Source organism: Pseudomonas sp. BN607 (assembly GCF_029871175.1).
GTDB lineage: Bacteria > Pseudomonadota > Gammaproteobacteria > Pseudomonadales > Pseudomonadaceae > Aquipseudomonas.
Genome location: NZ_SSOE01000060.1, coordinates 238,110 through 262,113, shown reverse-complemented (window position 1 = coordinate 262,113; position 24,004 = coordinate 238,110). Strand labels below are relative to the sequence as shown.

22 protein-coding genes are annotated in these 24,004 nt (G+C 62.3%); 17 read left to right on the top strand and 5 right to left on the bottom strand.

What is annotated here, in order from left to right:
• Positions 1 to 14: 14 nt before the first annotated feature.
• The 11 genes from pedF to E8E68_RS17885 all read left to right on the top strand — a co-directional run bounded on the left by pedF (position 15) and on the right by E8E68_RS17885 (position 11,389).
• Positions 15 to 476: a cytochrome c-550 PedF gene (gene pedF / locus E8E68_RS17935; protein WP_266029651.1), complete on the top strand. Its 462-nt coding sequence runs from the start codon at positions 15 to 17 to the stop codon at positions 474 to 476.
• Between the two features lie 5 nt (positions 477 to 481).
• A complete protein-coding gene (locus E8E68_RS17930) occupies positions 482 to 1,357 on the top strand; it encodes a transporter substrate-binding domain-containing protein (protein ID WP_280343320.1) in 876 nt (291 codons plus the stop codon).
• 21 nt (positions 1,358 to 1,378) lie between these two features.
• Positions 1,379 to 2,146, top strand: a complete 768-nt coding sequence (locus tag E8E68_RS17925; RefSeq protein WP_280343318.1) for a quinoprotein dehydrogenase-associated SoxYZ-like carrier — start codon at positions 1,379 to 1,381, stop codon at positions 2,144 to 2,146.
• 40 nt (positions 2,147 to 2,186) lie between these two features.
• Complete coding sequence (locus tag E8E68_RS17920) at positions 2,187 to 3,119, top strand: quinoprotein relay system zinc metallohydrolase 1 (RefSeq protein WP_266029386.1); 933 nt, start codon at positions 2,187 to 2,189, stop codon at positions 3,117 to 3,119.
• A gap of 133 nt (positions 3,120 to 3,252) precedes the next feature.
• Positions 3,253 to 5,040 carry a PQQ-dependent alcohol dehydrogenase PedH gene (gene pedH / locus E8E68_RS17915; protein ID WP_266029388.1) on the top strand — a complete coding sequence of 596 codons (1,788 nt, stop codon included), beginning with the start codon at positions 3,253 to 3,255 and terminating at the stop codon, positions 5,038 to 5,040.
• A 126-nt stretch (positions 5,041 to 5,166) separates the two neighbouring features.
• Positions 5,167 to 6,687, top strand: a complete 1,521-nt coding sequence (locus tag E8E68_RS17910; protein WP_266029391.1) for an aldehyde dehydrogenase family protein — start codon at positions 5,167 to 5,169, stop codon at positions 6,685 to 6,687.
• Positions 6,688 to 6,918: 231 nt separating this feature from the next.
• Positions 6,919 to 6,990 carry a pyrroloquinoline quinone precursor peptide PqqA gene (gene pqqA / locus E8E68_RS17905; protein WP_003243383.1) on the top strand — a complete coding sequence of 24 codons (72 nt, stop codon included), beginning with the start codon at positions 6,919 to 6,921 and terminating at the stop codon, positions 6,988 to 6,990.
• Positions 6,991 to 7,041: 51 nt separating this feature from the next.
• Positions 7,042 to 7,314 carry a pyrroloquinoline quinone biosynthesis peptide chaperone PqqD gene (gene pqqD / locus E8E68_RS17900; protein WP_266029393.1) on the top strand — a complete coding sequence of 91 codons (273 nt, stop codon included), beginning with the start codon at positions 7,042 to 7,044 and terminating at the stop codon, positions 7,312 to 7,314.
• A gap of 89 nt (positions 7,315 to 7,403) precedes the next feature.
• Entirely contained in the window at positions 7,404 to 8,567 is a 1,164-nt protein-coding gene (gene ercA / locus E8E68_RS17895) for an alcohol dehydrogenase-like regulatory protein ErcA (RefSeq protein WP_266029395.1), read from the top strand.
• Positions 8,551 to 10,215: a NahK/ErcS family hybrid sensor histidine kinase/response regulator gene (locus E8E68_RS17890; RefSeq protein WP_280343311.1), complete on the top strand. Its 1,665-nt coding sequence runs from the start codon at positions 8,551 to 8,553 to the stop codon at positions 10,213 to 10,215. The genes ercA and E8E68_RS17890 overlap by 17 nt, the downstream gene beginning before the upstream one ends.
• A gap of 559 nt (positions 10,216 to 10,774) precedes the next feature.
• Positions 10,775 to 11,389 (top strand): hypothetical protein, encoded by a 615-nt coding sequence (locus E8E68_RS17885; protein ID WP_280343392.1) that lies wholly within the window; start codon positions 10,775 to 10,777, stop codon positions 11,387 to 11,389.
• Between the two features lie 113 nt (positions 11,390 to 11,502).
• Here the strand turns inward: E8E68_RS17885 and E8E68_RS17880 are convergent, their stop codons facing one another.
• The gene (locus E8E68_RS17880; RefSeq protein WP_266029399.1) at positions 11,503 to 12,537 is read right to left on the bottom strand and encodes a methionine synthase; all 1,035 of its coding nucleotides are present in this window, start codon (positions 12,535 to 12,537) and stop codon (positions 11,503 to 11,505) included.
• A gap of 26 nt (positions 12,538 to 12,563) precedes the next feature.
• Complete coding sequence (locus tag E8E68_RS17875) at positions 12,564 to 13,547, bottom strand: DUF1852 domain-containing protein (RefSeq protein WP_280343308.1); 984 nt, start codon at positions 13,545 to 13,547, stop codon at positions 12,564 to 12,566.
• 396 nt (positions 13,548 to 13,943) lie between these two features.
• Here E8E68_RS17875 and E8E68_RS17870 point away from each other — a divergent pair, with 396 nt between their 5' ends.
• From E8E68_RS17870 to E8E68_RS17860, 3 genes are all read left to right on the top strand, one after another.
• A complete protein-coding gene (locus E8E68_RS17870) occupies positions 13,944 to 14,084 on the top strand; it encodes a hypothetical protein (protein ID WP_177410701.1) in 141 nt (46 codons plus the stop codon).
• A 103-nt stretch (positions 14,085 to 14,187) separates the two neighbouring features.
• The gene (locus E8E68_RS17865) at positions 14,188 to 14,688 is read left to right on the top strand and encodes a peroxiredoxin (RefSeq protein WP_266029403.1); all 501 of its coding nucleotides are present in this window, start codon (positions 14,188 to 14,190) and stop codon (positions 14,686 to 14,688) included.
• Between the two features lie 88 nt (positions 14,689 to 14,776).
• Positions 14,777 to 15,715, top strand: coding sequence for a LysR family transcriptional regulator (locus E8E68_RS17860; RefSeq protein ID WP_266029406.1), 939 nt, complete (start codon positions 14,777 to 14,779; stop codon positions 15,713 to 15,715).
• On the opposite strand, the gene E8E68_RS17855 is transcribed toward E8E68_RS17860, so the two are convergent.
• Complete coding sequence (locus E8E68_RS17855; protein WP_280343304.1) at positions 15,692 to 16,822, bottom strand: porin; 1,131 nt, start codon at positions 16,820 to 16,822, stop codon at positions 15,692 to 15,694. The two genes, E8E68_RS17860 and E8E68_RS17855, sit on opposite strands and share 24 nt — an antisense overlap.
• A 372-nt stretch (positions 16,823 to 17,194) precedes the next feature.
• On the opposite strand from E8E68_RS17855, the gene E8E68_RS17850 reads away from it, so the two are divergent.
• From E8E68_RS17850 to E8E68_RS17840, 3 genes are all read left to right on the top strand, one after another.
• Entirely contained in the window at positions 17,195 to 18,496 is a 1,302-nt protein-coding gene (locus E8E68_RS17850) for an MFS transporter (protein WP_266029410.1), read from the top strand.
• Between the two features lies 1 nt (position 18,497).
• Entirely contained in the window at positions 18,498 to 19,721 is a 1,224-nt protein-coding gene (locus E8E68_RS17845; RefSeq protein WP_280343299.1) for a M20 aminoacylase family protein, read from the top strand.
• Between the two features lie 114 nt (positions 19,722 to 19,835).
• A complete protein-coding gene (locus tag E8E68_RS17840) occupies positions 19,836 to 20,273 on the top strand; it encodes a MerR family transcriptional regulator (RefSeq protein WP_266029414.1) in 438 nt (145 codons plus the stop codon).
• A gap of 93 nt (positions 20,274 to 20,366) precedes the next feature.
• Here E8E68_RS17840 and E8E68_RS17835 read toward each other — a convergent pair whose 3' ends face one another.
• Positions 20,367 to 21,887 carry an NCS1 family nucleobase:cation symporter-1 gene (locus E8E68_RS17835; RefSeq protein ID WP_280343296.1) on the bottom strand — a complete coding sequence of 507 codons (1,521 nt, stop codon included), beginning with the start codon at positions 21,885 to 21,887 and terminating at the stop codon, positions 20,367 to 20,369.
• A 199-nt stretch (positions 21,888 to 22,086) separates the two neighbouring features.
• The gene (locus tag E8E68_RS17830; RefSeq protein WP_280343293.1) at positions 22,087 to 23,844 is read right to left on the bottom strand and encodes an OPT family oligopeptide transporter; all 1,758 of its coding nucleotides are present in this window, start codon (positions 23,842 to 23,844) and stop codon (positions 22,087 to 22,089) included.
• Between the last annotated feature and the right edge of the window lie 160 nt (positions 23,845 to 24,004).

Sequence of the window (24,004 nt, the reverse complement as noted above, 5' to 3'; positions counted from 1 at the left end):
GTGAGGGCATGACAATGACAATAAAACCCAATGTGTTGCTTGCTGCAGGTCTGTTGGCCGGGGCTGTGTTGACCGGCACGGCCTGGGCCCATGGCAATGTGGTCCCGCAGGCGGTGGAGACCCAGGGCCTGACCCCGATCAAGGACGCTGGCGTGAGCCTGGACGGTGACGGCTGGGCAGCGGTCAACCCTTACCGCAGTTCGCCTGAGCACGACAAAGCGGTGGAGATCGGCGCCTCGGCCTACAACCAGAACTGCGCGGCCTGCCATGGCCTGGAAGCCAAATCTGGCGGTATTGCCCCCGACCTGCGCCTGCTCGATGCCGGTGACGCCGGCGATGAATGGTTCGTCGAGCGCGTGCGCCACGGCGCGGTCCGCGACGGCCGCGTGTACATGCCGAAGATGGCCGATTACCTGAGCCAGGAAGCCCTGTGGGCGGTGCGCACTTACCTGGACAGCGTGCACGTCGAGGAGTGACGGCCATGCGCCTGATGGCGGTGCTGTTCACGGGCCTGTTGCTGTGCTGTGCAGCGGCCCAGGCGCAGGTGCGCAACTACGACACGATCATCGCTGCCGGTGAGCTGAAGGTGGCGGTGTACAAGGACTTTGCGCCCTACAGCTTCCAGGACCAGGGCCAGCCGCGTGGTGTGGATGTGGAGCTGGCCCAGGCGCTGGCCGAGGCCATGGGCGTGCGCCTGCAATTGATCTGGGCCCCCCCTGGGGAAAAGCTCGACGACGACCTGCGCGATTACATTTGGCGCGGCAGCCCGCTGCGCCACCAGCAGTTGGCCGACCTGATGATGCGGGTGCCGTACGACCACGACTACACACAGAAGCGCAACGAACTGGGTGAGCTGGAAAACGGCCAGGTGGTGATGTTCGGCCCTTATCAGGAAGAGCGCTGGCAAGTGGCCTACGACCGCCGCCGGTTGGCCTCGGTGGCCAGTGTCGCCGTGTTCCAGCAGCACCCGATCGGCGTCGAGGTAGACAGTGTGCCGTCGTTCTACCTGACCTCGGTTTTCAACGGCATGCTCAGCGCCAGAACCCATCATTACCCCAGCGTTCAGCAGGCCTTTGCGGCCATGCACGCCGGCCAGGTGGATGCGGTGATGGCGATGCGTGGTGAAGTTGACTGGCAACTGCACCAGGCCGCTGACCCGCAACTGGCGTTGGCGGAAAACGCTTACCCGAACCTTGGCAAGCAAGCCTGGGAGATCGGCATGGCGGTGCATGAGAGCAACCGGCAACTGGCCTATGCGGTGGAGGAGGCGCTAGAGGCGTTGATCCGGGATGGGCGGATGCAGGCGATATATGGCCATTACGGCCTGCGCTATCAGACGCCGGAAATGTATCGGTAGTGCTCATCAAAGGAGTGGACGATGAACTGGCGAGCGACTGTCCTGCTGGTGTGCTGGATGCCCTGGGCCGCCCAGGCCTTGGCCAGCGAGCCCAGTGCCAGCAAGGACCCGGTACCGTCGGTGATGTGGGACTTCTACCATAAGCAACTGCTCGGCCAGGCACCGTTCGTGTTCGATGACCGGGTCAAGCTGCTGGCCCCACCCTTTGCCGAGGACGCACGCCAGGTGCCGCTGGAGATCGATGCCCGGGCGTATACCGGCGAGGTGGTGCGTATCATCGCCTGGGCGGAGCTCAACCCGTTGCCGCGCATTGTCGACTTTCGGCCCGGCGAGCGTGTGCTGCCCTGGTTGTCGATCCGTATCCGTATCGAGCAGGCCACGCCGCTGCGCGCGGCCGTGCTTACCCGCGACGGCCTGTGGCATGTCGGCTCTACCCTGATCGATGCTGCCGGCGGCGGCTGTACTGCGCCCAGCGTGGTGCGCACCCAAGCCGGCTGGGAGGAACACCTCGGCGAGGTGCTGGGTGGGCGCTACAGACGCGGCGATAGCAGCCGCTTGCGCTTGCAGGTGAGCCACCCGATGGACAACGGCCTGGTCAGTGGTATTCCCGAATTCTTCCTCAACCATGCGCAGTTGCAAGGCGCCGATGGCCAGCCCCTGGCCAGCCTGGAACTGTACCCGGCGGTCAGCGAAAACCCCAATCTGGGCTTCGATGTCCTGGGCCCCGGGCCAACCCGGCTGCTGTTGCAGGACAACAGCGGCAACCAGTTCGAGGCGGCGCTGCCCTGAGCGCCAGGCCTGACCCTTTACCCGACCCGAGGCACCTGCCATGCGCTGGATCCTGCTGTTGCTGCTGTGCCTGGGGCTGCCGGCCCAGGCAAACCTGGAATACGGGCTGGTGCCCCGGCAGATTGCCGAGGGCACCTGGTTGCTGGAAGGCAGTACCGACAATTTTGCCAAGGCCAATGGCGGCAATGTGGTCAACACCGCGTTCATCATTACCGACGCGGGTGTGGTGGTGATCGACAGCGGGCCGTCGAAGCGCTATGGCGAGGCGTTGCGCCAAGCCATTGCCACCGTCACCGACAAGCCGGTGCTCGAAGTGCTGCTGACCCATCATCACCCAGACCACGCGCTGGGCAACCAGGCCTTTGCCGATGTGCCCATTGGCGCCTTGGCAGGTACCGCTGAGTTGCTGCGTCAGCAGGGGGATGCCATGGCCGAAAACATGTACCGCCTGGTCGGTGACTGGATGCGGGGCACCGAGGTGGTGTTGCCGAGCCGGGTAGTGGAGCCCGGTATCCGTGAAGTCGGTGGGCACCGCCTGCGTTTGCTCGGGCTGAGTGGGCATACCGGCGCTGACCTGGCGATTCTCGATGAATCGACCGGGGTGCTGTTCGCTGGCGACCTGGTGTTCTACGAGCGTGCCCTGACGACGCCCAACAGCCCGGGGCTGGACGTTTGGCTCAAGGACCTCGAGACCTTGCAGGCGCTGCCCTGGAAGCAGCTGGTGCCCGGGCATGGCCCGGTGGCCAGCGACACCCGGCCGTTTACGCAGATGCGCGATTACCTGGGCTGGCTGGATAGCCTGCTGCGTGAGGGCGCTGCGCGTGGCGATGACATGGCCGAGATGATCCGCAGCCCGATCCCCGAGCGGTTTGCCGGGGTCAGCCTGACCCGGTATGAGCTGATTCGCAGTGTCAGCCATCTGTATCCGCGTTACGAGCGCCAACAATTCCGGCGCGTTGACGCCAGGCACTGACGCGCCTGCCCTGTACCAAGGAACTAGAAAACTCCGCACTCCTGGCAATTGTTGGCGAACAGGCCGCGACCAAGAATTCTCGGCACACCGGGAAATTTTCCCGGACACAACAAAAAAACCAAAGGTAGCCGACATGACCCGATCCGCACGTCGTCCCGCGTTCGCCCAGAGCCTGGTGCTCAGCGCCTTGCTGCTGGCCGGCGCGGCCCACGCCGCCGTCAGCAATGAAGAAATCCTCCAGGACCCGAAGAACCCGCAGCAGATCGTCACCAACGGCCTGGGCGTGCAGGGTCAGCGCTACAGCCCGCTGGACATGCTCAACAGCAACAACGTCAAGGAGCTGCGGCCGGTCTGGGCATTCTCCTTCGGTGGTGAGAAGCAGCGCGGCCAGCAGGCCCAGCCGCTGGTCAAGGACGGCGTGATGTACCTGACCGGCTCCTATTCGCGGGTGTTCGCCGTGGACGCCCGCACCGGCAAGAAACTCTGGCAGTACGATGCCCGCCTGCCGGACGACATCCGCCCGTGCTGTGACGTGATCAACCGGGGCGTGGCGCTGTACGGCGACCTGGTGTTCTTCGGCACCCTGGACGCCAAGCTGGTGGCACTGAACAAGGACACCGGCAAGGTGGTGTGGAGCAAGAAGGTGGCCGACCACAAGGAAGGCTACTCGATCAGCGCCGCGCCGATGATCGTCAATGGCAAGCTGATTACCGGCGTGGCCGGCGGCGAGTTCGGCGTGGTGGGCAAGATCCAGGCCTACAACCCGGAGAACGGTGAACTGCTGTGGATGCGGCCGACCGTGGAAGGGCACATGGGCTATGTGTACAAGGACGGCAAGGCGATCGAGAACGGGATTTCCGGCGGTGAGGCGGGCAAGACCTGGCCTGGCGACCTGTGGAAGACCGGCGGCGCCGCGCCTTGGCTGGGCGGCTACTACGACCCGGAAACCAACCTGATCCTGTTCGGCACTGGCAACCCGGCGCCGTGGAATTCGCACCTGCGCCCGGGTGACAACCTGTATTCCTCGTCGCGCCTGGCGCTGAACCCGGATGACGGCACCATCAAGTGGCACTTCCAGAGCACGCCGCACGATGGCTGGGACTTCGACGGCGTCAACGAGCTGATCTCGTTCAACTACAAAGATGGCGGCAAGGAGGTGAAGGCCGCCGCCACCGCCGACCGCAACGGCTTCTTCTACGTGCTGGACCGCACCAACGGCAAGTTCATCCGCGGCTTCCCCTTCGTCGACAAGATCACCTGGGCCACCGGCCTGGACAAGGATGGCCGGCCAATCTACAACGAAGCCAGCCGCCCGGGCGCGCCGGGGAGTGAAGCCAAGGGCAGCTCGGTATTCGTCGCCCCGGCCTTCCTCGGTGCCAAGAACTGGATGCCGATGGCCTACAACAAGGACACCGGGCTGTTCTACGTGCCGTCCAACGAGTGGGGCATGGACATCTGGAACGAAGGCATCGCCTACAAGAAGGGCGCGGCGTTCCTGGGGGCCGGCTTCACCATCAAGCCGCTGAACGAGGACTACATCGGGGTGCTGCGTGCCATCGACCCGGTCAGCGGCAAGGAAGTGTGGCGGCACAAGAACTACGCGCCGCTGTGGGGCGGTGTGCTGACCACCAAGGGCAACCTGGTGTTCACCGGCACGCCGGAGGGCTTCTTGCAGGCGTTCAACGCCAAGACCGGCGACAAGGTCTGGGAATTCCAGACCGGCTCTGGCGTGCTCGGCTCGCCGGTAACCTGGGAAATGGACGGCGAGCAGTATGTTTCGGTGGTGTCCGGCTGGGGCGGCGCGGTGCCGCTGTGGGGCGGTGAAGTGGCCAAGCGGGTGAAGGACTTCAACCAAGGCGGCATGCTCTGGACCTTCAAATTGCCCAAGCAGTTGCAGCACACCGCAAGCGCCAAGCGCTGAGGCCCAGACCCTACTACCAAATGACGAGAGCCCCGCTGCCAACGATGCATTCGCCCGGCACGCGGGGCTTTCTACCATTGAAGCATCGCCTGTCGTGGGACAGGCATCGACCCGCAGAGGCTCAGCATGATCTACGCACAACCCGGAACTCCAGGTGCCGTCGTATCCTTCAAACCCCGCTACGGCAACTTCATCAATGGCGAGTTCGTGGCGCCGCTGGCTGGCCAGTACTTCACCAACAGCTCGCCGGTCAATGGCCAGCCGATCGCCGAATTCCCCCGTTCTACCGCCCAGGATATCGAGCGTGCGCTGGATGCCGCGCATGCCGCGGCCGACGCCTGGGGCAAGACCTCGGTGCAGGACCGTGCCCGGGTACTGCTGAAGATCGCCGACCGCATCGAGCAGAACCTGGAAGTGCTGGCGGTTACCGAAACCTGGGACAACGGCAAGGCCGTGCGCGAAACCCTGAACGCCGACGTGCCGCTGGCGGCGGATCACTTTCGTTATTTCGCTGGCTGCATTCGCGCGCAGGAGGGAGGGGCTGCCGAGATCAACGAAGGCACTGTGGCCTATCACATCCATGAACCGCTGGGTGTGGTCGGGCAGATCATCCCGTGGAACTTCCCGCTGTTGATGGCGGCCTGGAAGCTTGCCCCGGCCCTGGCCGCCGGCAACTGCGTGGTGCTCAAGCCAGCTGAACAGACGCCGCTGTCGATCACCGTGTTTGCCGAGCTGATTGCCGACCTGTTGCCGGCAGGCGTGTTGAACATTGTCCAGGGCTTTGGCCGTGAAGCGGGCGAGGCCCTGGCCACCAGCAAGCGGATTGCCAAGATCGCCTTCACCGGGTCCACCCCGGTGGGCTCGCACATCATGAAGTGCGCAGCCGAGAACATCATCCCGTCCACCGTCGAACTGGGCGGCAAATCGCCCAACATTTTCTTCGAAGATATCATGCAGGCCGAGCCTGCGTTCATCGAGAAGGCGGCCGAAGGCCTGGTGCTGGCGTTCTTCAACCAGGGCGAGGTCTGCACCTGCCCGTCGCGGGCGCTGATCCAGGAGTCGATCTACGAACCGTTCATGGCCGAGGTGATGAAGAAGATCGCCAGGATCACCCGCGGCAACCCGCTGGATACCGAGACCATGGTCGGGGCGCAAGCTTCGGAGCAGCAGTACGACAAGATCCTCTCGTACCTGCAGATCGCCCGGGAGGAGGGTGCACAGTTGCTGACCGGCGGGGCTGCCGAGCGCCTGCAGGGCGACCTGTCCAGCGGTTACTACATCCAGCCGACCCTGCTGAAGGGCCACAACCGGATGCGCGTGTTCCAGGAAGAAATCTTCGGCCCAGTGGTGGGCGTCACCACCTTCAAGGACGAAGCTGAAGCCCTGGCAATCGCCAACGACAGTGAATTCGGCCTTGGTGCCGGCCTGTGGACCCGCGACATCAACCGCGCCTACCGCATGGGCCGTGGGATCAAGGCCGGTCGGGTATGGACCAACTGCTACCACCTGTACCCGGCGCATGCCGCGTTTGGGGGCTACAAGAAGTCGGGTGTGGGGCGTGAGACGCACAAGATGATGCTGGACCATTACCAGCAGACCAAGAACCTGCTGGTGAGCTACGACATCAACCCGTTGGGCTTCTTCTAAGCCGGGTCGGGGCCTTCGCGGCTCGCCCGCTCCCACAGGTTCACCGTTGGTTCCAGAACCGGCGCAGGACCTGTGGGCTCGGGTTCATCCGCGAAGAGGCCGGCACTCGCCAATGCCTACCCGTACCATCGCACCCCGCAAGCTCGTTCCAAAGTAGCATTCGCCCCAGTTCCCCCACGTGCATTAATGCTTCTACCGGAATCCTCCGGCACAAGAAGAGGACTAGCCCCTATGTGGACCAAACCCGCCTACACCGACCTGCGCATTGGCTTCGAAGTGACGATGTACTTCGCCAATCGCTGATGCCCCTCCGGCCATCCTTGCGATGGCCGGATCTTCAAACCGGATGCCCCTGTGAACTTGATCGATCGCCAGCAGGCCTTGGCCCTGGGCAAAGGCCTGCGCCTGCACTGGGAGCCTTTGCAGGCGCGTCATGTGCTGCTGTACCCCGGCGGCATCATCGAGCTCAACCCCAGTGCCGGCTGGGTACTGGAGCTGCTGGATGGCCAGCGTAGCGTGGCAATGATCATCGACCGCCTGGCCCAGCGTTTCCCGGGGGTACCCGGCCTTGACGAGGACGTCCTGGCGTTCCTGGAGGTGGCCCGCGCCAAGGCGTGGATCGAATGAGCGCTTGCCCCGCTTTGGTCTGGTTGCTTTCGCTGCGGGATGCTTTACGCTGGCGGTTACCTTCCAGAACAATAAAAACAGGCTTTACGATGAGCCAGAGTTTCAGCCCGCTTCGCAAGTTCGTTTCGCCTGAAATCATCTTTGGTGCCGGCTGCCGACACAATGTTGCCAACTACGCCAAGACCTTTGGTGCGCGCAAGGTCCTGGTAGTCAGCGACCCCGGCGTGATCGCTGCTGGCTGGGTGGCCGACGTCGAGGCCAGCCTGCAGGGGCAGGGTATCGACTATTGCCTTTACACTGCCGTATCACCCAACCCCCGGGTCGAGGAGGTGATGCTCGGCGCCGAGATCTATCGGCAGAACCACTGCGATGTGATCGTCGCTGTGGGCGGGGGCAGCCCGATGGATTGCGGCAAGGCCATCGGCATCGTGGTCGCCCACGGGCGTAGCATCCTCGAGTTCGAAGGCGTGGACATGATCCGCGTGCCGAGCCCGCCGCTGATCCTGATCCCGACCACCGCCGGCACCTCGGCCGATGTGTCGCAATTCGTGATCATTTCCAACCAGCAGGAACGCATGAAGTTCTCCATCGTCAGCAAGGCGGTGGTGCCGGACGTGTCGCTGATCGACCCGCAAACCACCCTGAGCATGGACCCGTTCCTGTCGGCGTGCACCGGCATCGATGCGCTGGTGCACGCCATCGAGGCCTTTGTGTCCACCGGTCACGGCCCGCTGACCGACCCCCATGCGCTGGAAGCCATGCGCCTGATCAATGGCAACCTGGTGGAGATGATCGCCAACCCCCACGATATCGCCCTGCGCGAGAAGATCATGCTCGGCAGCATGCAGGCGGGGCTGGCGTTTTCCAACGCGATCCTCGGCGCGGTGCACGCCATGTCGCACAGCCTGGGCGGGTTCCTCGACCTGCCGCATGGCTTGTGCAACGCGGTGCTGGTGGAGCATGTGGTGGCGTTCAACTACAGCTCGGCGCCGGAGCGTTTCAAGGTAATTGCCGAAGTGTTCGGCATTGACTGCCGTGGGCTCAACCACCGGCAGATCTGCGGGCGCCTGGTGGAGCACCTGATTGCCCTGAAACATGCCATCGGCTTCCATGAAACCTTGGGCCTGCATGGGGTGCGCACGTCCGATATTCCGTTCTTGTCGCAACATGCGATGGATGACCCGTGCATCCTCACCAACCCCCGCGCGTCCAGCCAGCGGGATGTCGAGGTGGTCTATGGCGAGGCCCTCTGACGACCAGCAACGGGCGCTGGCCGGGCTGCTGGGGCTGGGTGATCACTCGGCGCGCAAAAGCCATTACCCGGAACTGTCCGCACGCCTGGATGAACTGGAGGCCGAGCGCAACCGCTATAAATGGCTGTTCGAAAACGCCGTGCACGGGATTTTCCAGGCCAGCCTGCAAGACGGCATGCGTGCCGCCAACCCGGCACTGGCACGCATGCTGGGCTACGACGACCCGCAGGAAGTGCTGTTTTCGCTAACTGACCTGGCCGCTCACTTGTTCGATGGCGGTGCCCAGGAGCTGCACGCCATCACGGCGGTACTCGCCCGTGAGCACAGCCTGCATGGCTATGAAACCCGCTTGCGGCGCAAGGACGGCAGTTACCTCGATGTGCTGATGAACCTGTTGCTCAAGCCCGGCCAGGAAGGCCTGGTGGAAGGCTTTGTCGCCGACATCACTGAGCGCAAGCAGGCGCAGCAGCGCTTGCAACAACTCAATGACGAACTGGAGCAACGGGTCGCTGCGCGAACGGACGAATTGCTCGAGGCCCGCGATGCCGCCGAAGCCGCCAACCGCAGCAAGGACAAATACCTTGCGGCCGCCAGCCACGACCTGCTGCAACCATTGAATGCCGCCCGCCTGCTGATCTCGACCTTGCGTGAACGGCCCTTGCCAGACGCCGAGCACATATTGGTGGAGCGTACCCACCAGGCCCTGGAGGGTGCCGAGGACTTGCTGACCGACCTGCTGGACATTTCCCGACTCGACCAGGCAGCGGTCAAGCCGGATGTGGCGGTGTACCGCCTCGACGAACTGTACGCGCCTTTGGTTTCGGAGTTTCGTTCCGTGGCCGACGCGGCAGGCCTGAAGCTGCATGCGCGCATTGGCGACTACGCCATCAGCACTGACCTGCGGCTGCTGACGCGCATCTTGCGTAACTTCCTCAGCAACGCCTGCCGTTACACCGATCAGGGTCGGATCTTGCTAGGCGCCAGGCGCCGCGGCAAACACCTGCGCCTGGAGGTATGGGACACCGGGCGGGGCATTGCGCAGGACCGGTTGCAAGCCATCTTCCTCGAGTTCAACCAGTTGGACGTTGGCCGTGCGGCGGACCGCAAGGGCGTGGGCCTGGGCCTGGCGATCGTCGAGCGGATCGCCAAGATTCTCGGCTACCGGATCGAAGTGCGCTCGTGGCCGGGGCGTGGTTCGATGTTCAGCATCGAGGTGCCGATTGGCCAAGAAGTACCGCAGGCGGCACACCAGGCCGCGCCGCAGCCCAGCGCCGGCAACCCGCTGCCGGGCCGGCGCCTGCTGGTGCTGGACAACGAAGTGAGCATCCTCCAAAGCATGGGTGCGCTGCTGGGGCAGTGGGGGTGCGAGGTGGTTACGGCCACCGACCAGGCGGCGGCCATGCAGGCGCTCCAGGGGCGGGCACCGGAGTTGATCCTGGCCGACTTCCATCTCGATCACGGCGTAGTGGGTTGCGAGGTGGTGCGGCATTTACGCGAGCATTTTGCCACCCCGATACCGGCAGTCATCATCACTGCCGATCGCAGTGATCAATGCCGACAGGCCCTGCTGACACTTGGCGCACCCTTACTGAACAAACCGGTGAAACCAGGCAAATTGCGCGCGGTGTTGAGCCAGCTGTTGGGGTAAGTGCCATGGGGCAGGTTGGCGCTGTTCTTTCCGGGGCGGCGTTCTGTATGCAGCGGGTTAGAGCAATTTGTAGTCGCTGCCTGTTCTGGATCCAACTACCGACAAAAAATTACCCAATCGGTCAGCTTGCAAGAAGTTAGCAAACTAACTAACGCGACTTTAAATACCGCTGGTCGGTGGTGCTGTATGAAATATGAACGATTCGCTCGCTGGCGGCTCTTATTTGCCAGCAGGTGTGTTCCGCTGGAACTGCACTTTGCACACTCCCCAGAAAGTAAAGGATGTTCAACCTCATCTGCATCGCAGGGATGCACATGGGGCTTTTTTTTACCGTTGAAAGTGGAGTAATGCCCATGCCCAACCGAGGCTCATCCGGTTGAGCCGCTGTACGCCTAGGTAAAACAATCCGCTGTTCAAACTAACGATATGATTTGGCGTTTGCCGCTGCGATCAAGGGGTTCGCACGCCTGTCGCACGGCTATGGGGCGCTGATGTATTACGTGGAGAATTCGACGTGGAGTTTAATACAATTATTAGCCTGTTCGGGCAAAAAGAATCCATGGAACTGGTGCGGCTGTCGGTGATTTATGTTCATCTGTTGGCCTGTTGCATTGCCATCGGCCTGGTGTTTACCAGTGATGCCGAGATGGTCAGGGACTTATTGAAAGGCCACAAACAGGCCGGCCATGACGGTCAGCACATGGCGCGGTTACAGAAGTCTGTGACCTATGCTTTGTTAGGGTTGTGGCTGACCGGCGCTGCCGTGATTGGTATTGACTACCTTGAGAAAGGCATGAACTATTTTGCCAATCCCAAACTTCACGCCAAGGTCATTATTGTCCTGTTGCTGACGTTCAATGGCCTGTTGTTGCACCGTTATGTCTTGCCTGCCTTGCTCAAGGCCGGTTCTTTGATCGACTTGAATATCGGCGTGCGCCTGTTCGCCCTGTTCTCCGGCGCCCTGTCGGGTGTTTCCTGGTTGTACGCAGCGATGCTGGGGGTTGGCCGGCCGCTGGCCTGGAAGTATTCGCTGACCGAGTTGTTGCTGGCCTATCCGGTCATGATCCTGCTGGGCTTTGCCCTGATGGCAGCCCTGACCCAGTGGGCACGTCAACGCGCCCAAGCCCAAGAAACCCAAGCACCGGCATGGCCGCTGGCGGGTATCCCTTGCTGAATGCGTGAACCCAAGCGTGAAAGCTCATACGCTGCGAACCGGTCGCCTGGTTCGCAGCGTGGTTGATGACGGGTGATGAATTGCACCGCCGACGTCTTGTGGCTGCATTGCCTTCAGCGGCGGTTCGCCAACTCTGCGCGGACGATGGCTGCCCCTGCACTCAGCGCCTTGAGCTTGCCGCTGGCGACCCGGCGTGGCAGGGGCGCCATGCCGCAGTTGGTGCACGGGTAGAGTTTGTCGGCGTCGACAAACTGCAGGGCCTTGCGCAGGGTGTGGGCAACTTCCTCGGGTGTTTCGATGCCATGGCTGGCGACGTCAATGGCGCCGACCATGACTTTCTTGCCACGAATCAGTTCAAGCAGGTCCATCGGCACCTGTGAGTTGTGGCACTCCAGCGAAATGATGTCGATGCTGGATCGCTGCAACCTGGGGAAGGCCTCTTCGTATTGCCGCCACTCCGAGCCCAAGGTCTTTTTCCAGTCGGTATTGGCCTTGATGCCGTAGCCGTAACAGATGTGCACGGCCGTTTCGCACTTGAGGCCTTGAATGGCCCGTTCTAGGGTAGCCACGCCCCAGTCATTCACTTCGTCAAAGAACACATTGAAGGCGGGTTCGTCGAACTGGATGATATCGACGCCGGCCGCTTCCAGTTCCAGCGCTTCCTGATTGAGAATCTTGGCGAATTCCCAAGCGAGCTTTTCCCGGCTTTTGTAATGGCTGTCATACAACGTGTCGATCATGGTCATGGGGCCGGGCAGCGCCCACTTTATCGGCTGGGTGGTTTGCTGCCGAAGGAACCGCGCATCTTCGACAAACACCGGTTTTTCGCGGGCGACAGCGCCGACTACCGTCGGGACGCTGGCATCGTAGCGGTCGCGAATTCGGACTGTTTCACGCTTGGCGAAATCTACCCCGGCAAGGTGCTCGATAAACGTGGTGACGAAATGCTGACGTGTCTGCTCGCCGTCACTGACGATATCGATGCCGGCGTGCTGTTGTTCTTGCAGGGCCAGGCGCAAGGCATCCTGTTTGCCTTCGATCAATTGCGCATGCTGCAACTTCCAGGGTGACCAGAGTGTTTCCGGTTCGGCCAGCCAGGAAGGTTTGGGCAAGCTGCCGGCAGTGGAGGTGGGAAGCAGGGTGTTCATCAACGGTAACCTTGTACGTGAAGTGATCAGCGGGCGTATCGAGCGGACCATTGCTCGAGCGTGGCCTGGTACGGTTTGACAAATTGCTCTTGGGCAAACTTGCCCTGTTCGATCGCCAGGCGGCTGCGTTCCTCGCGATCGTAAACAATGCGCGTGAGGGAATAGTCCTGGTGTTTCAGGCTGGGCTGGTAGGACTTTCCGGCTGCCGAGTTGGCGTTGTAGATCTCGGGGCGATAGATTTTCTGAAAGGTATCCATGGTGCTGATGGTGCTGATCAGCTCAAGGTTGCTGTAGTCGGCCAGCAGGTCACCGGCAAAGTAAAAGGCCAATGGCGCCACACTGTTCGGCGGCATGAAATAGCGCACCTTCAGGCCCATCTTGTTGAAGTAGTCGTCCGTCAGCGAGTAGGCGTCCTGCAGGTATTCAGCGCCCAGGACCGGGTGCTGGTTTTCGGTGCGGTGGTAGGTCCTGCTGCTGGACACGCTCAGGCAGATGACCGGTGGTTTGTTGAAGTGCTGCTTGTAGGTTGGCGAGTTGATGAAGCACTTGAACAGGTTGCCATGCAGCTCGCCAAAGTTCTCAGGTGTGCTGAAAGTTGGCCGACCCTTGTTGTGTTCCAGCAACAGGACGCTGAAGTCGTAGTCGCGGACGTACGAGGAGAAGTTGTTACCGACCATACCCTCGAGGCGGGTGTCGGTCTTGTGGTCGACAATATGGGTCTTCAAGATCTCGATCAGCGGCAGGGCGCTACCGTGATGCTCGGCACCCATATGCAGTGCGACCGAAATGATGTCCAGCTCAACGCTGTAGCGATCATTGTCGGCATTGTCCCAGTGCGCCAGGGCGTTGAAACGGTTGTCGATCATCTTCAGGGTGTTGCGCAGGTTTTCCTGGCGATTCGAACCCCGCGCCAGGTTGGCGAAATTGGTGGTGATGCGGGTGTTTTCGCCGGGGTGGTAGTGCTCATCGAAAGGGGTGCGCGTGACGATGAATGTCGGTGCTTCGTTCATGTGTTCGGTGTCCTGATACCTGCGCCGAGATGCTTCATTGCTGCGCGGCGGCATGCGCAAGGCTGAAGGCTCGGTCGTCTGTTGTCCGTGATCGAGGCCTATTCTAGGCAGGGTCAGTGCATGAATGAAATTGAAGATGATTCAGAAAACATTTAGTTTTCCTCATGAAGCCTTCGCGAATTATTTCCTGATAAAAGGGAGGGAATTTTGAGTTGGCATGAATATCTCATGTCAAACGAGAGCCATTACGGGCTCATGCGTTCGTACCCACCTCCCATGGAAGAACAATAAAAGGGGGCTTACATGAGTTGTCTGATCTGTGCAGGGCAGGCGGAATCCGTTGAGTGCACCCTTGGATGGGAAGAGCGGCGTTGTGCCCGATGCGGGTGTTACCGAATGTCCCAATCGCTCATCCTGGTGATGATGGAGGAAGGGCAGATTTTCGATACCGAGCGCATGCGCGCATGGCTGGCGGTTACCCGTGGTCAGGTGCCTGTTCCCGCCATCGACCATGACCAGGCGATTCTGCTGCTGTGAATTGCAGGCTGGTGCAGCGGTTCTGGCGAGAGCGTTGTGTACCTGCCTTGGTGACCTGCGGCATCATGTGACGCTCGGCCATCAACTTACCCAGGATACCGCGATGATCAAAGTTGGCGATCAGCTGCCCGACGTCACCCTTTACCAGTACAACAACGACGCGGGGGCCTGCGCGATCGGGCCCAGGGCCTTTTCCATCCGCGAGCGGTGCAAACAGAAAAAAGTACTGATTTTCGGTTTGCCGGGAGCGTTCACGCCTACTTGCTCCGAACGCCACGTCCCCGGTTATGTCGCTGCGGCGCAAGCGTTGTCGGCAGCTGGCATTGACGAAATCCTCTGTGTCTCGGTGAACGACGCCTTTGTCATGAACGCCTGGGGCAACAGCCTGCAGGTAGCCGATGCAGTGGGCATGATTGGCGACGGCAATGGCGATTTCAGCGACGCGTTGGGGCTGCTCCAGGACCTTTCTGCGCGCGGTATGGGCCGCCGTTCGCTGCGCTATGCGATGGTGGTCGACGATCAGGTGGTCACTTACGTTGCGCTTGAAGCACCTGGCAAGTTCGAAGTCAGTGATGCGGCGAGCCTGCTGGCAGCATTGCGCTAGCTCCACGTCCCCGGCCCTTGCACCCAGGCCGTGTCGGGCCACCGAAGCCCATTTCGAACCGCCCCCGCTAAGAATAAGGTACAGACGGTTGAAACTTCACCAACTCCGGGCGCTGGTCGCCATCCATAACGCAGGCAGTATCCTCGAAGCTTCCAAGCTCATGCACATTACCCAGCCGGCGCTGAGCCGCTCGATCAAGGAGCTGGAACGGGAAGTAGGCTTTAGCTTGTTGCAGCGCTCGCACAAGGGCATGGCCCTTACCGAGGAGGGCAAGCGGGTGATCCGCCATGCCAACCTGGTGGTGGAGAGCATACGCCGCCTGCAGATCGAAGCCGCAAGCATCCAGGATGCGGCCTTGGGGGCGGTTACGATCGGCGTCACCGCGCTGACGGCGATGCTGGACGGTGTCGATGAAAGCATCCTGGCCTTTCGGCGCAAGTACCCGCGCGTGAAGTTGACCATCACCGACCTGCGGCCCAGCCAGATCCTGCAGCGCCTGCGCGACGGCAGCCTGGACTTTGCCATTACCTCGCAGCAACCGCTGAGCCGGCTGAGCCTGGATTGGGAAGCCCTGGGCAGTATCAAGGGCCGGGTGATCTGCCATGCATCGAACCAGCACAAGTTCGCCAAATCGCTGCGGACCTTGCAGTACGGGCACTGGATCAGCCTGGACGAGCTGTCCGACCAGGCTTCGCAATTTCACCAGCTGTTCGAAGCCAACGGCCTGCGGGTCCCGCAGAACACCGTTGAGTGCACGTCGATCATGATGGCGCTCAAGCTGTTGAAGAATACCGAGTCGTTGATGACCATCAGTGAGCTGGCAGTAGACCAGGGGTTCACCTTCGGCCTCGATTCGCAGTACGTGGCCATGGCGGTGCAGGAGTTGATTCCGGACTATCCGATCAACCTGGTCTGCATAGACCGCCACAGCCTCACGGCACCTGCCCAGGAGCTGTTCCACAGCTTGCGCGGGCAGGTGCTGAGGCAAACCCGCGCGGTCGCCTCAGAAGTGGTAGTACATGCCTAGCGCGAGGTTGGTTGGGTTGTCGCCCACCTGGTCCAACGGGGTGCCGGCGTAGGTGACCGACGATGCCCGCTGGTTGGCGATCATGCCCAGCCGGCCATACACGGCCCAGCGCGGGGTAATGAAGTGGTCATAGCCGATCATTACCCCGAATGCGTCCTTGTCCTCGGCCGTGACCTGGCGTTGCATCAGCGCCAGGCGTAGCACGTCCAGCTCACCGACCGGGGCCATTACACCGAAGGTGTACAGCGTGGTGCTGGGCGTGCCAGCCTGGTCCACGTCCTGGCGTTGCCAGGTCAGGCTGGTAGCCAGCGGGCCGAAGTCGTAGAACGCCGACAGGCTCTTGAAGTGGTTGGCGGTCTGGCGTGACCTGCCGTTGTCGTCCCACGGGTCGCTGTAGTACAGGTTGTACGAGGCCAGCAGCATCACCCGGCTGTTGCGGTACTGCAGCTTTGCACCACCGCCGCGTACGGTGCGCCCCTGGCTTGCCACGTCGTCGAAGCCGAAGGTTAAGGCAGTTCCCAGGCTGAACCCATTGAGATTCGGGCTGCTGTAGGCCAGGGTGTGCTTGGGGCGCAGGTCGAGGTAATAGGCCCCTTTGCCGGCGGCGGGTATGGCCAGGTAGGTGTAGGGCGAGCCGTAGGTTGCCAGGAACGGGTCAGCGTAGGTTGGCGTGCTCATGCCGTAGGTCTTGCCGAACTCCAGCTTGCCCAGGGTCCGGGAGCGCAGGGCGACTGTCGCCAGGCGCAGGGTGCCTATGTTGTCCCAGGTGCCGTCCAGGGCCTCGCCGTTGAGGTTGAAGCCCTCTTCGACATCCAGTTCCAGTGCTGTATCGGGGTTCAGCGCCTTGCGTGCATAGAGGCCGAGTTTGTTGGTCCAGGCGCCGCCGCCGGCCAGTTTGAAACCCGAGTGGTGCTGCGAATTGTGGTAGCTGGCAAAGGCATCCAGGGTACCGTAGACCTTCAGTTTGTCATCGAACCCGTAGTCCACGCCGTAATAGCCGAACCCCGAGGCAATCCGGTTTAGGGTGGGAAAGCCCTCGGCCTGCGCCTGCGCGGCAAGACAAGCCCCTTGGATCATCAACAGCAACGACGTAGTGCGAGTAATCATTCACGACTCCAGGCCAGCACGGTGATGTGGTGGCCGTAGCGTCGGTGAACTCCACGTTGCAGCGTGATTGCCTATTTGGCCCGACCATGCCGTTTGGTTAATTGGGGGCCTGCGCGGCAATCGGACTGGCAACCATGACTGTTCCAGACAGGCTGCGCGCTTGCCGCAAGGCGCCTTGTGGCTGTGGATCTGTGAGCGATTACGGGGCAGGCCGCAGAGGCATGGCGAACCGTGCGCCAGTTCAGGGCAAATTGGCCAGCGGCCGCATCGGTCAATTAACCACTGGTTAGCCATATGCCGAAACTGCAAGTGTGTTGAAGGCCTGATTGGCCGATATTCGCTGCATGCCGCGATTTGCCAACGGAGATAACAATGACCAGACCGCTACCTGCACCGCCGATCCTGCAGACGGGCACGCATTCGACCGCGCAAGCCTCTTCCTCCCGCAAGACCCTGATCGCCTGCTCGTTGGGCAACGCGCTGGAAATGTATGACTTCACGATCTACAGCTTTTTCGCTGTGCTGATCGGCAAGCATTTCTTCCCCTCCGACTCGCCGATGGCGTCGTTGCTGATGTCGCTGGCAACCTTCGGTGTCGGGTTCCTGATGCGCCCGGTCGGCGCGATGGTCATTGGCCGCTACGCCGACCGGCATGGGCGCAAGGCGGCATTGAGCCTGACCATCGGGCTGATGACCCTGGGTACCGCATTGATCGCGTTTGCCCCCACGTATTCGCAGATCGGCATTTTCGCCACGCTGTTGCTGGTGGCCGGGCGGCTTATCCAGGGCATGTCTGCCGGGGGGGAAATCGGTACCGCGTCGGTGTTCCTGATGGAGTCCAGTACGGTCGGCAAACGCTGCCAGAGCGTCAGCTGGCAGGCCGCCAGCCAAGGCTACGCCGCTTTGGTGGGGGCCGGCTTTGGCCTGGCCCTCAGCCAACTGCTCGACCCCGCTGCCCTGGACAGCTGGGGGTGGCGGATCCCGTTCATCTTCGGCCTGCTGATCGGCCCGGTCGGCTGGTACATTCGCACGCGCCTGCCGGAAACCCATGAAGCGGCGTCGGCACACCAGGCACAACAGGGGCTGGACGCCGAACTGATCAAGCGCATCGCCCAGGGCATCGGCCTTATGGCCAGTTCAACCATCGGCATGTACCTGTTCGTGTTCTACATGCCCACCTACCTGACCACAGCCTTGCACTATCCGCCAGGCAGCGCGATGGCGATTGCCTGTATCAGCAGCGGCTGCATGGCGCTCATCTGCCCGCTGGCGGGCAAGTTCGCCGACAAGTACCAGCTGCGCAAACGCCTGCTGGTGTGGACGGTTGCCACCCCGGTGGTGCTGACCCTGCCGGTGTTCTACCTGCTCGGCCATGTGCAGCACATGGCGCTGGCGATGATGTGCGTGGCGCTGCTGATCCTGCCGACCTGCATCGGTGCCGGTGCGTTCTTCGCACTGATCATGGAGGGTTTCCCGAAAGCCCGGCGCTCGTTCGGCACGTCGGTCAGCTACAGCCTGGGGGTGACCCTGTTCGGCGGTTTCTCGCCGCTGGTGGCAACCTGGCTGATCGCGGCGCTGGGCACTCCCTTGGCCCCGGCCTGGTTCCTGGTGGCTGGCGGCGTTGTCAGCCTGGCTTGCCTCAACTACTTCCCTGAAAACAAAGGATGCGAATGACATGGGTATTGTGCAGAGCAATCAACCTCGGCAGCCGATCGCCGAGCTGGACGAGTTCGTCATGCTGCGCCGGCAGATCCACGCAGCGCCCGAGTTGGGCGGTGAAACCCCGGACACCGCGGCCCTGGTCGCCGAGAAGCTGCAGGCCTTGGGCTATGAAGTGCATCGCAATGTGGGCGGGCACGGTGTAGTCGGGGTGCTTAAAGTGGGCGACAGCCCGCGCAGCATCGGCTTGCGTGCCGACATGGACGCCCTGCCCATGAGTGAAAAGAACCCCTTCGCGCATGCCAGCAAGATCCCCGGCCGCATGCATGCCTGTGGTCATGACGGGCACACCGCTATTTTGCTGGCCGCTGCCGCACGGCTGGCGGCCACGCGTAACTTCAACGGCACCTTGAACCTGATCTTCCAGCCGGACGAAGAGGGCCTGGCCGGGGCCAAGGCGATGATCGACGACGACCTTTTCCAGCGCTTCCCGTGTGATTCGGTGTATGCGCTGCACAACATGCCCGGCATGCCAGTGGGTACCTGCGTGGTGCAGGCCGGGCCCACCATGGCGTCTTCGGAACGGGTCAGCGTGCGCATCACCGGCAAGGGCGGCCACGGTGCGATGCCGGAGCTCTCGGTCGACCCGGTGATGGCGTTGAACAGCCTGATCGGTGGCATTCAGACCATCAAGTCGCGCAACCTCAGCGTCGAGGAGTATGCGGTCATCAGCATCGGCATGATCCAGGCCGGTACCGTCTACAACATCATCCCCGACGAAGCCTGCATGCTGCTGAGCGTCCGCACCGATACGGCTGAGACCCAGCAGAAAATCAACAGCCGTATCGAAGCCCTGGCCAAAGGCCACGCCGAAAGCTTTGGCGTGCAGATTGATGTGGAATTCACCCAGCTGGCACCCGCGTTGTGCAACAGCGAACACGAAAGCGCATGGCTGCGTGAGAGCCTGCGGCCGTTATTTGCCGACGGTGCGCTGCTGGACAAGATGCCGAAGAAGGTGATGGGCACCGAGGACTTCGCCTACATGCTGCAGGCGCGGCCTGGCTGTTACTTCATGCTGGGCAACGGTACGGGCGAGTTCCATGGGTGCTCGGTGCATAATCCACACTACGACTTCAACGATGCGTTGGTGAAGATCGGTGCCGATTGCTGGGTGAAGTGGGTCGAAGATTACCTGCAGTCGGCCCCGTCCGGCCGTGGGCAGCCAGCACCGCAGCCGTAGACATCGCAGCCCAGGTTGCAGCATCGCCTGAACGTCGGGCGCGAGTAATCGATAGGTTGTTCGCGCCTGCGGCGTTAAAGTGGGTTCAAGGTCGATGCTTCCTGAAGGTGCGGTATGAGGATTGGACAGCTAGCTAAAATCACGGGGCTTGCCCCATCGCGAATCCGTTTCTATGAGGCCAGCGGGCTGATTCAATCGGTCGAACGCAAGGCCAACGGCTACCGCGACTATTCAGAGGATGCGCTGTGGACCCTGGAGATGATCACCAGCGCCCAGGCTGCAGGGTTTTCCCTGGACGAGATCCGGCACCTGCTGCCGATGAGCGCTAACGGTTGGCGCCATGAACAGCTGCTGTCCGGGCTGAAGCGCAAGGTCGAGGAAATCGAGGCGTTGCAGGTACGCCTGGCGCGCAACAAGGCGCAGTTGCTGATGGTGATCGACGGCATTGAAAACAAGCCCGCCGACATGCCCTGCGGGGACAACAGCCAACGTGTGCTTGGCCGCCTGCGCGAAGGGCTTGTCTCGCACAAGCCCAACGCTATCGGGAAATGAACACGGCTTGGCCCGAGGCCGCCTATGCGCGGCCACGCACAGCCGGTGGCAGCCACCGCGCCAGCAGAGACGCGGCTGGCGCATGATGCCCCCTCAGTGGTGCGCGCTTTCCACCGCAATGCTTTCGCCACTGACCTCGAGGTAGCCGGCGTTGCGGTTGGCCAGGGCGTAATGGATCAGGCCGCCCAGGCCGGCGCCGAAGAACCAGGAGAACTGTGACAGCGTTTCGAACGCCGGTACCAGCGCCAGCACGATGGCGATCAGCGCCGCCGGGATGAATGCCGCTACGGCGCGCAAGTTGACCCCACCGTTGTAATGGTAGGTGGCCTGCTTGCTTTCGCTATACAGCTGCGGCAGGTTCACCCGGCTGCGGCGTACCAGGTAGTAGTCGGTGACGATGATGCCGTACAGCGGGCCGAGCAGGGCACCCAGGCCGCCGAGGAAGTACACGATCACCGACGGGCTGTTGTACAGGTGCCAAGGCAGGATCAGTACCGCAATGGACGCACTGAGCAGGCCGGCGCGGCGGAAGTTGAGCAGGTTCGGGGCCAGGTTGGTGAGCACGTAGGCCGGAGCAACGAAGTTGGCCATGATATTCACCGCCACGGTGACGATCAGGAACGCCAGGCACGCCAGCACCAGCCCGGCGGTGCTGGGAATGGCCGCGACGATCTCGGTCGGGCCCTGTACCAGCCTGCCGTCGATGCTGAACTGCGCGCCGGCCAGTGCCACGGCAATCAGCGCGAACCCGAGCATGTTCACCGGCAGGCCCCAGAAGTTGCCCACGCTGATGGTGCGGCGGTCCGGGCAGTTGCGGGTGAAGTCGCAGAAGTTGAGGATCATGGTGCCGTACAGCGAAACCCACAGCGCAGCTGCACCGAACACCTTCAGCCACATGGCAGCGCCACTCGGGGCGTTGCCGCTGGACCAGGAAATCGACAGGCCGCTGCGCCAGTACATCCAGCCTGCCAAACCGGCGAAGGCGACCAGGATGATAGGCCCGGCGAAGGATTCGAAGCGGCGGACCATTTCCATGCCGTAGGCGAAGATCGCCACTTGCACGCACCAGATGCCGAGGAATGTGACCCAGCCCAGTGTCGACAGGCCGAGGATCGAGTTCTGATCGTACGCCGCGAGGTCTGGCGCGATGGCGGTGAGCAGGACACGCAATACGACCGAGGCGAGGTAGGTCTGGATGCCGAACCAGGCGATGGCGATCACCGCGCGGATCAGTGCCGGGATCTGTGCACCATGGATGCCGAAGCTGATCCGGCACATGACCGGGTAGGGCAGGCCGGTTTTCTGGCCCATGTAGCCAGAAAGGTTCATCAAGCCATAGATCACCAGCGCACCGAGGGCAAAGGCGGCAAGGATCTGCGCACCGCTCATGCCCAGGGCGAACAGGCCGATGGCGAAGGAGTAGTTGGCCATGTTGTGAACATCGTTGGTCCACAGCGCGAACAGGCTGTAGCGGCCCCAGGTTCGATTGGCCGCGCGGGTTGGGGCCAGGTCGGCGCTGTACAGGCGCGGGCTTAACGCCAGCTGAGCGGCCTCGGCCTCATCGGCGGGGCGAACATCAAGCTGGCTAACATCGGAACGCGAAATCGACGCCATCGGAACTCCATGATGGTTGTGTACTTTTATTCTTGGTATTTGTATACAAACAAGATTCGTACCAACCTTGGATTTCGGCGGTTTTCATGGCTGTCTGGCTTTGCTGCCCGCTTCTGCAAGGCTTGATGAGGGTGGGGCTGGGAATTTTGTGCACATTTCAGTGCGCGGTTGTTACCCGCTGCATCCGCACGATGCACCCCTAGAGCGCGCGCAGCATTTCCCAGAACGATGCCCCGACCCCCATGATGCTCTCACCGGCAATCAGCCCAGCGGCCGCTGTAATCGCAAACCGCTCGGCGATACTCGGCCAGCGGCAGCTGACCAGCCAGGTAAGGACTGCGCCCAGGCCCATCATCAGGCTGATCGACGCGGGCAGAATGAACGCCAGGCCCAGTGCGGCCGTACTTGGCAGCCAACGCGCCGCGCGCCGCGGCAGCAGGCTGTCCAGCGCGCCCAGTACGACGCCCACCGCACTGCCGGCGGCAATGGCCCAGCGCAGTTCGGGCGCCAGTGCACCAAGCCCCTGAGTCAGGGTTTCGGCCACTGCTTTCCAGGTCGCCACCGCCGGCGCGGGCCATTGCTCGGTGAGCAGCAGGGCCTTTGGGTCGGGTATCAGCACGAGGTAGACCAGCACGCCGACCACGCTGCCGATGAAAATCCCGATGCACTGTGCAATCAGCTGTTTGTGTGGCGTGGCGCCGATCGCCTGGCCGACCTTGAAGTCGTTCATCAGGTCGGTGGACTGCCCGGCCGCGCCGCCTGCGGTGTTGGCGCTCATCAGGTTGATTGCTACCTGGCCCGGGGCGACCAGGCCGAAGCCCAGCTGCGACAGTTTGCCGATAGCGCCGATCGGCGCGATGCCGGTGGCCCCGACCACGCGTGCGGCGACCACGGCAAGGCACACCGCCAGCGGAATGCTCAACAACGCCATCCACCCATCGATCCCGAACAGCAGCACCTGCAAGCTCACTACCAGTGCGCTGGCAACCAGCAACCCCGACGCCGGCCACGGTGACCACCGGCCCCTGGCCCGTGGTGCCTGGTTAGCCCGTCGGTCGTGGGGCGGTCGGCGGGTCACTTGCAGCAGACGCAGCGCAAGCGCTGTCAGGGTCGCACACACCATCAGGCTGACCCCCGGCCACAACAGCCATTCCACCAGTACCGCGAACTGCGGGCCGCTGGCGTTGGGCGCCAGTACTACCAGGGCATGATCGATCAGCCACGGTGCCAACCCACCCCACGCCAGCGCGGCCCCCAGCAGCAATGTCAGGCCCACGCGGATACCGATAATGCCGCCAAAGCCGATGAGCATCAGCGAGGGGTCGACAGTAAAGGTCAGGCGCTCAAGCATGGGTGTGGGTGCCCAACGGGGTATTGCCCAGGCGAAACCGTCTACCCATTTCACCAGCCCTGACAACAACGCGGCGCTGCACAGCACCTTGATCCGCGTCATGGCCTCCTGGCCGTGATGGTAGATCTGCTGCAGCGTTTCCAGGGTCGCCATGCCCTCGGGGAACTTCAGGTCATGGTCGTTGAGCAAGGCGGGGCGCAGATACCAGGCGATCCAGATGCCCAGGAAGCTCACCGAGAAAACCCAGGCCATCATCGGCAGCGGATCCAGCTGATGACCGGTGAGCAGGGTATAGGCCGGGATCGGCGCCACCAGCCCGCCGGAAACGATGGAGGCTGCGGCCGAGGCCACGGTCTGGTTGATGTTGCTTTCATGCAGCGACCATGTGGGCCGGTGCTTGCTGCGCCCAGCGAGGCTCTGCCACAGCGCGAAGCCCACCAGCAGGGCGATGATCGACATGTTGAAGGACCAGCCGATCTTCAGCCCTGCATAGACATTCGACGGCGTTAGCAAAATGCCCAGTACCGCGCCGGTCAGCACCGCTCGCGGGCTCAGTTCCCGTTCGACGCGAACTTCGGGGAGGGCAGTGGATGCAACGTGTTCCATGGCAATCCTTTGTGTCGCAAGCACTTTGCACAACTGAGCACTGACAGCCACGAAGGTTCCGTGCTGCTTCGGCAGCGACTTCGGTTATAGCGCCTGGATGCAGCTGTCTTTGGACGCGGGACGCGGGATGAGTGCGGGGAGGGCCGGCCCCAGCATACGA

Bases quoted from the DNA above. Each gene is read 5' to 3' on its own strand.
- E8E68_RS17850 (WP_266029410.1), top strand. From the start codon at position 17,195: ATGACCAGACCGCTACCTGCACCGCCGATCCTGCAGACGGGCACGCAT.
- E8E68_RS17930 (WP_280343320.1), top strand. From the start codon at position 482: ATGCGCCTGATGGCGGTGCTGTTCACGGGCCTGTTGCTGTGCTGTGCA.
- E8E68_RS17920 (WP_266029386.1), top strand. From the start codon at position 2,187: ATGCGCTGGATCCTGCTGTTGCTGCTGTGCCTGGGGCTGCCGGCCCAG.
- pedH (WP_266029388.1), top strand. From the start codon at position 3,253: ATGACCCGATCCGCACGTCGTCCCGCGTTCGCCCAGAGCCTGGTGCTC.
- E8E68_RS17910 (WP_266029391.1), top strand. From the start codon at position 5,167: ATGATCTACGCACAACCCGGAACTCCAGGTGCCGTCGTATCCTTCAAA.
- pedF (WP_266029651.1), top strand. From the start codon at position 15: ATGACAATAAAACCCAATGTGTTGCTTGCTGCAGGTCTGTTGGCCGGG.
- E8E68_RS17855 (WP_280343304.1), bottom strand. From the start codon at position 16,822: ATGATTACTCGCACTACGTCGTTGCTGTTGATGATCCAAGGGGCTTGT.
- E8E68_RS17865 (WP_266029403.1), top strand. From the start codon at position 14,188: ATGATCAAAGTTGGCGATCAGCTGCCCGACGTCACCCTTTACCAGTAC.
- E8E68_RS17830 (WP_280343293.1), bottom strand. From the start codon at position 23,844: ATGGAACACGTTGCATCCACTGCCCTCCCCGAAGTTCGCGTCGAACGG.
- E8E68_RS17840 (WP_266029414.1), top strand. From the start codon at position 19,836: ATGAGGATTGGACAGCTAGCTAAAATCACGGGGCTTGCCCCATCGCGA.
- E8E68_RS17875 (WP_280343308.1), bottom strand. From the start codon at position 13,547: ATGAACGAAGCACCGACATTCATCGTCACGCGCACCCCTTTCGATGAG.
- E8E68_RS17890 (WP_280343311.1), top strand. From the start codon at position 8,551: ATGGCGAGGCCCTCTGACGACCAGCAACGGGCGCTGGCCGGGCTGCTG.
- E8E68_RS17870 (WP_177410701.1), top strand. From the start codon at position 13,944: ATGTCCCAATCGCTCATCCTGGTGATGATGGAGGAAGGGCAGATTTTC.
- E8E68_RS17880 (WP_266029399.1), bottom strand. From the start codon at position 12,537: ATGAACACCCTGCTTCCCACCTCCACTGCCGGCAGCTTGCCCAAACCT.
- ercA (WP_266029395.1), top strand. From the start codon at position 7,404: ATGAGCCAGAGTTTCAGCCCGCTTCGCAAGTTCGTTTCGCCTGAAATC.
- E8E68_RS17925 (WP_280343318.1), top strand. From the start codon at position 1,379: ATGAACTGGCGAGCGACTGTCCTGCTGGTGTGCTGGATGCCCTGGGCC.
- E8E68_RS17835 (WP_280343296.1), bottom strand. From the start codon at position 21,887: ATGGCGTCGATTTCGCGTTCCGATGTTAGCCAGCTTGATGTTCGCCCC.
- E8E68_RS17885 (WP_280343392.1), top strand. From the start codon at position 10,775: ATGGAACTGGTGCGGCTGTCGGTGATTTATGTTCATCTGTTGGCCTGT.
- E8E68_RS17845 (WP_280343299.1), top strand. From the start codon at position 18,498: ATGGGTATTGTGCAGAGCAATCAACCTCGGCAGCCGATCGCCGAGCTG.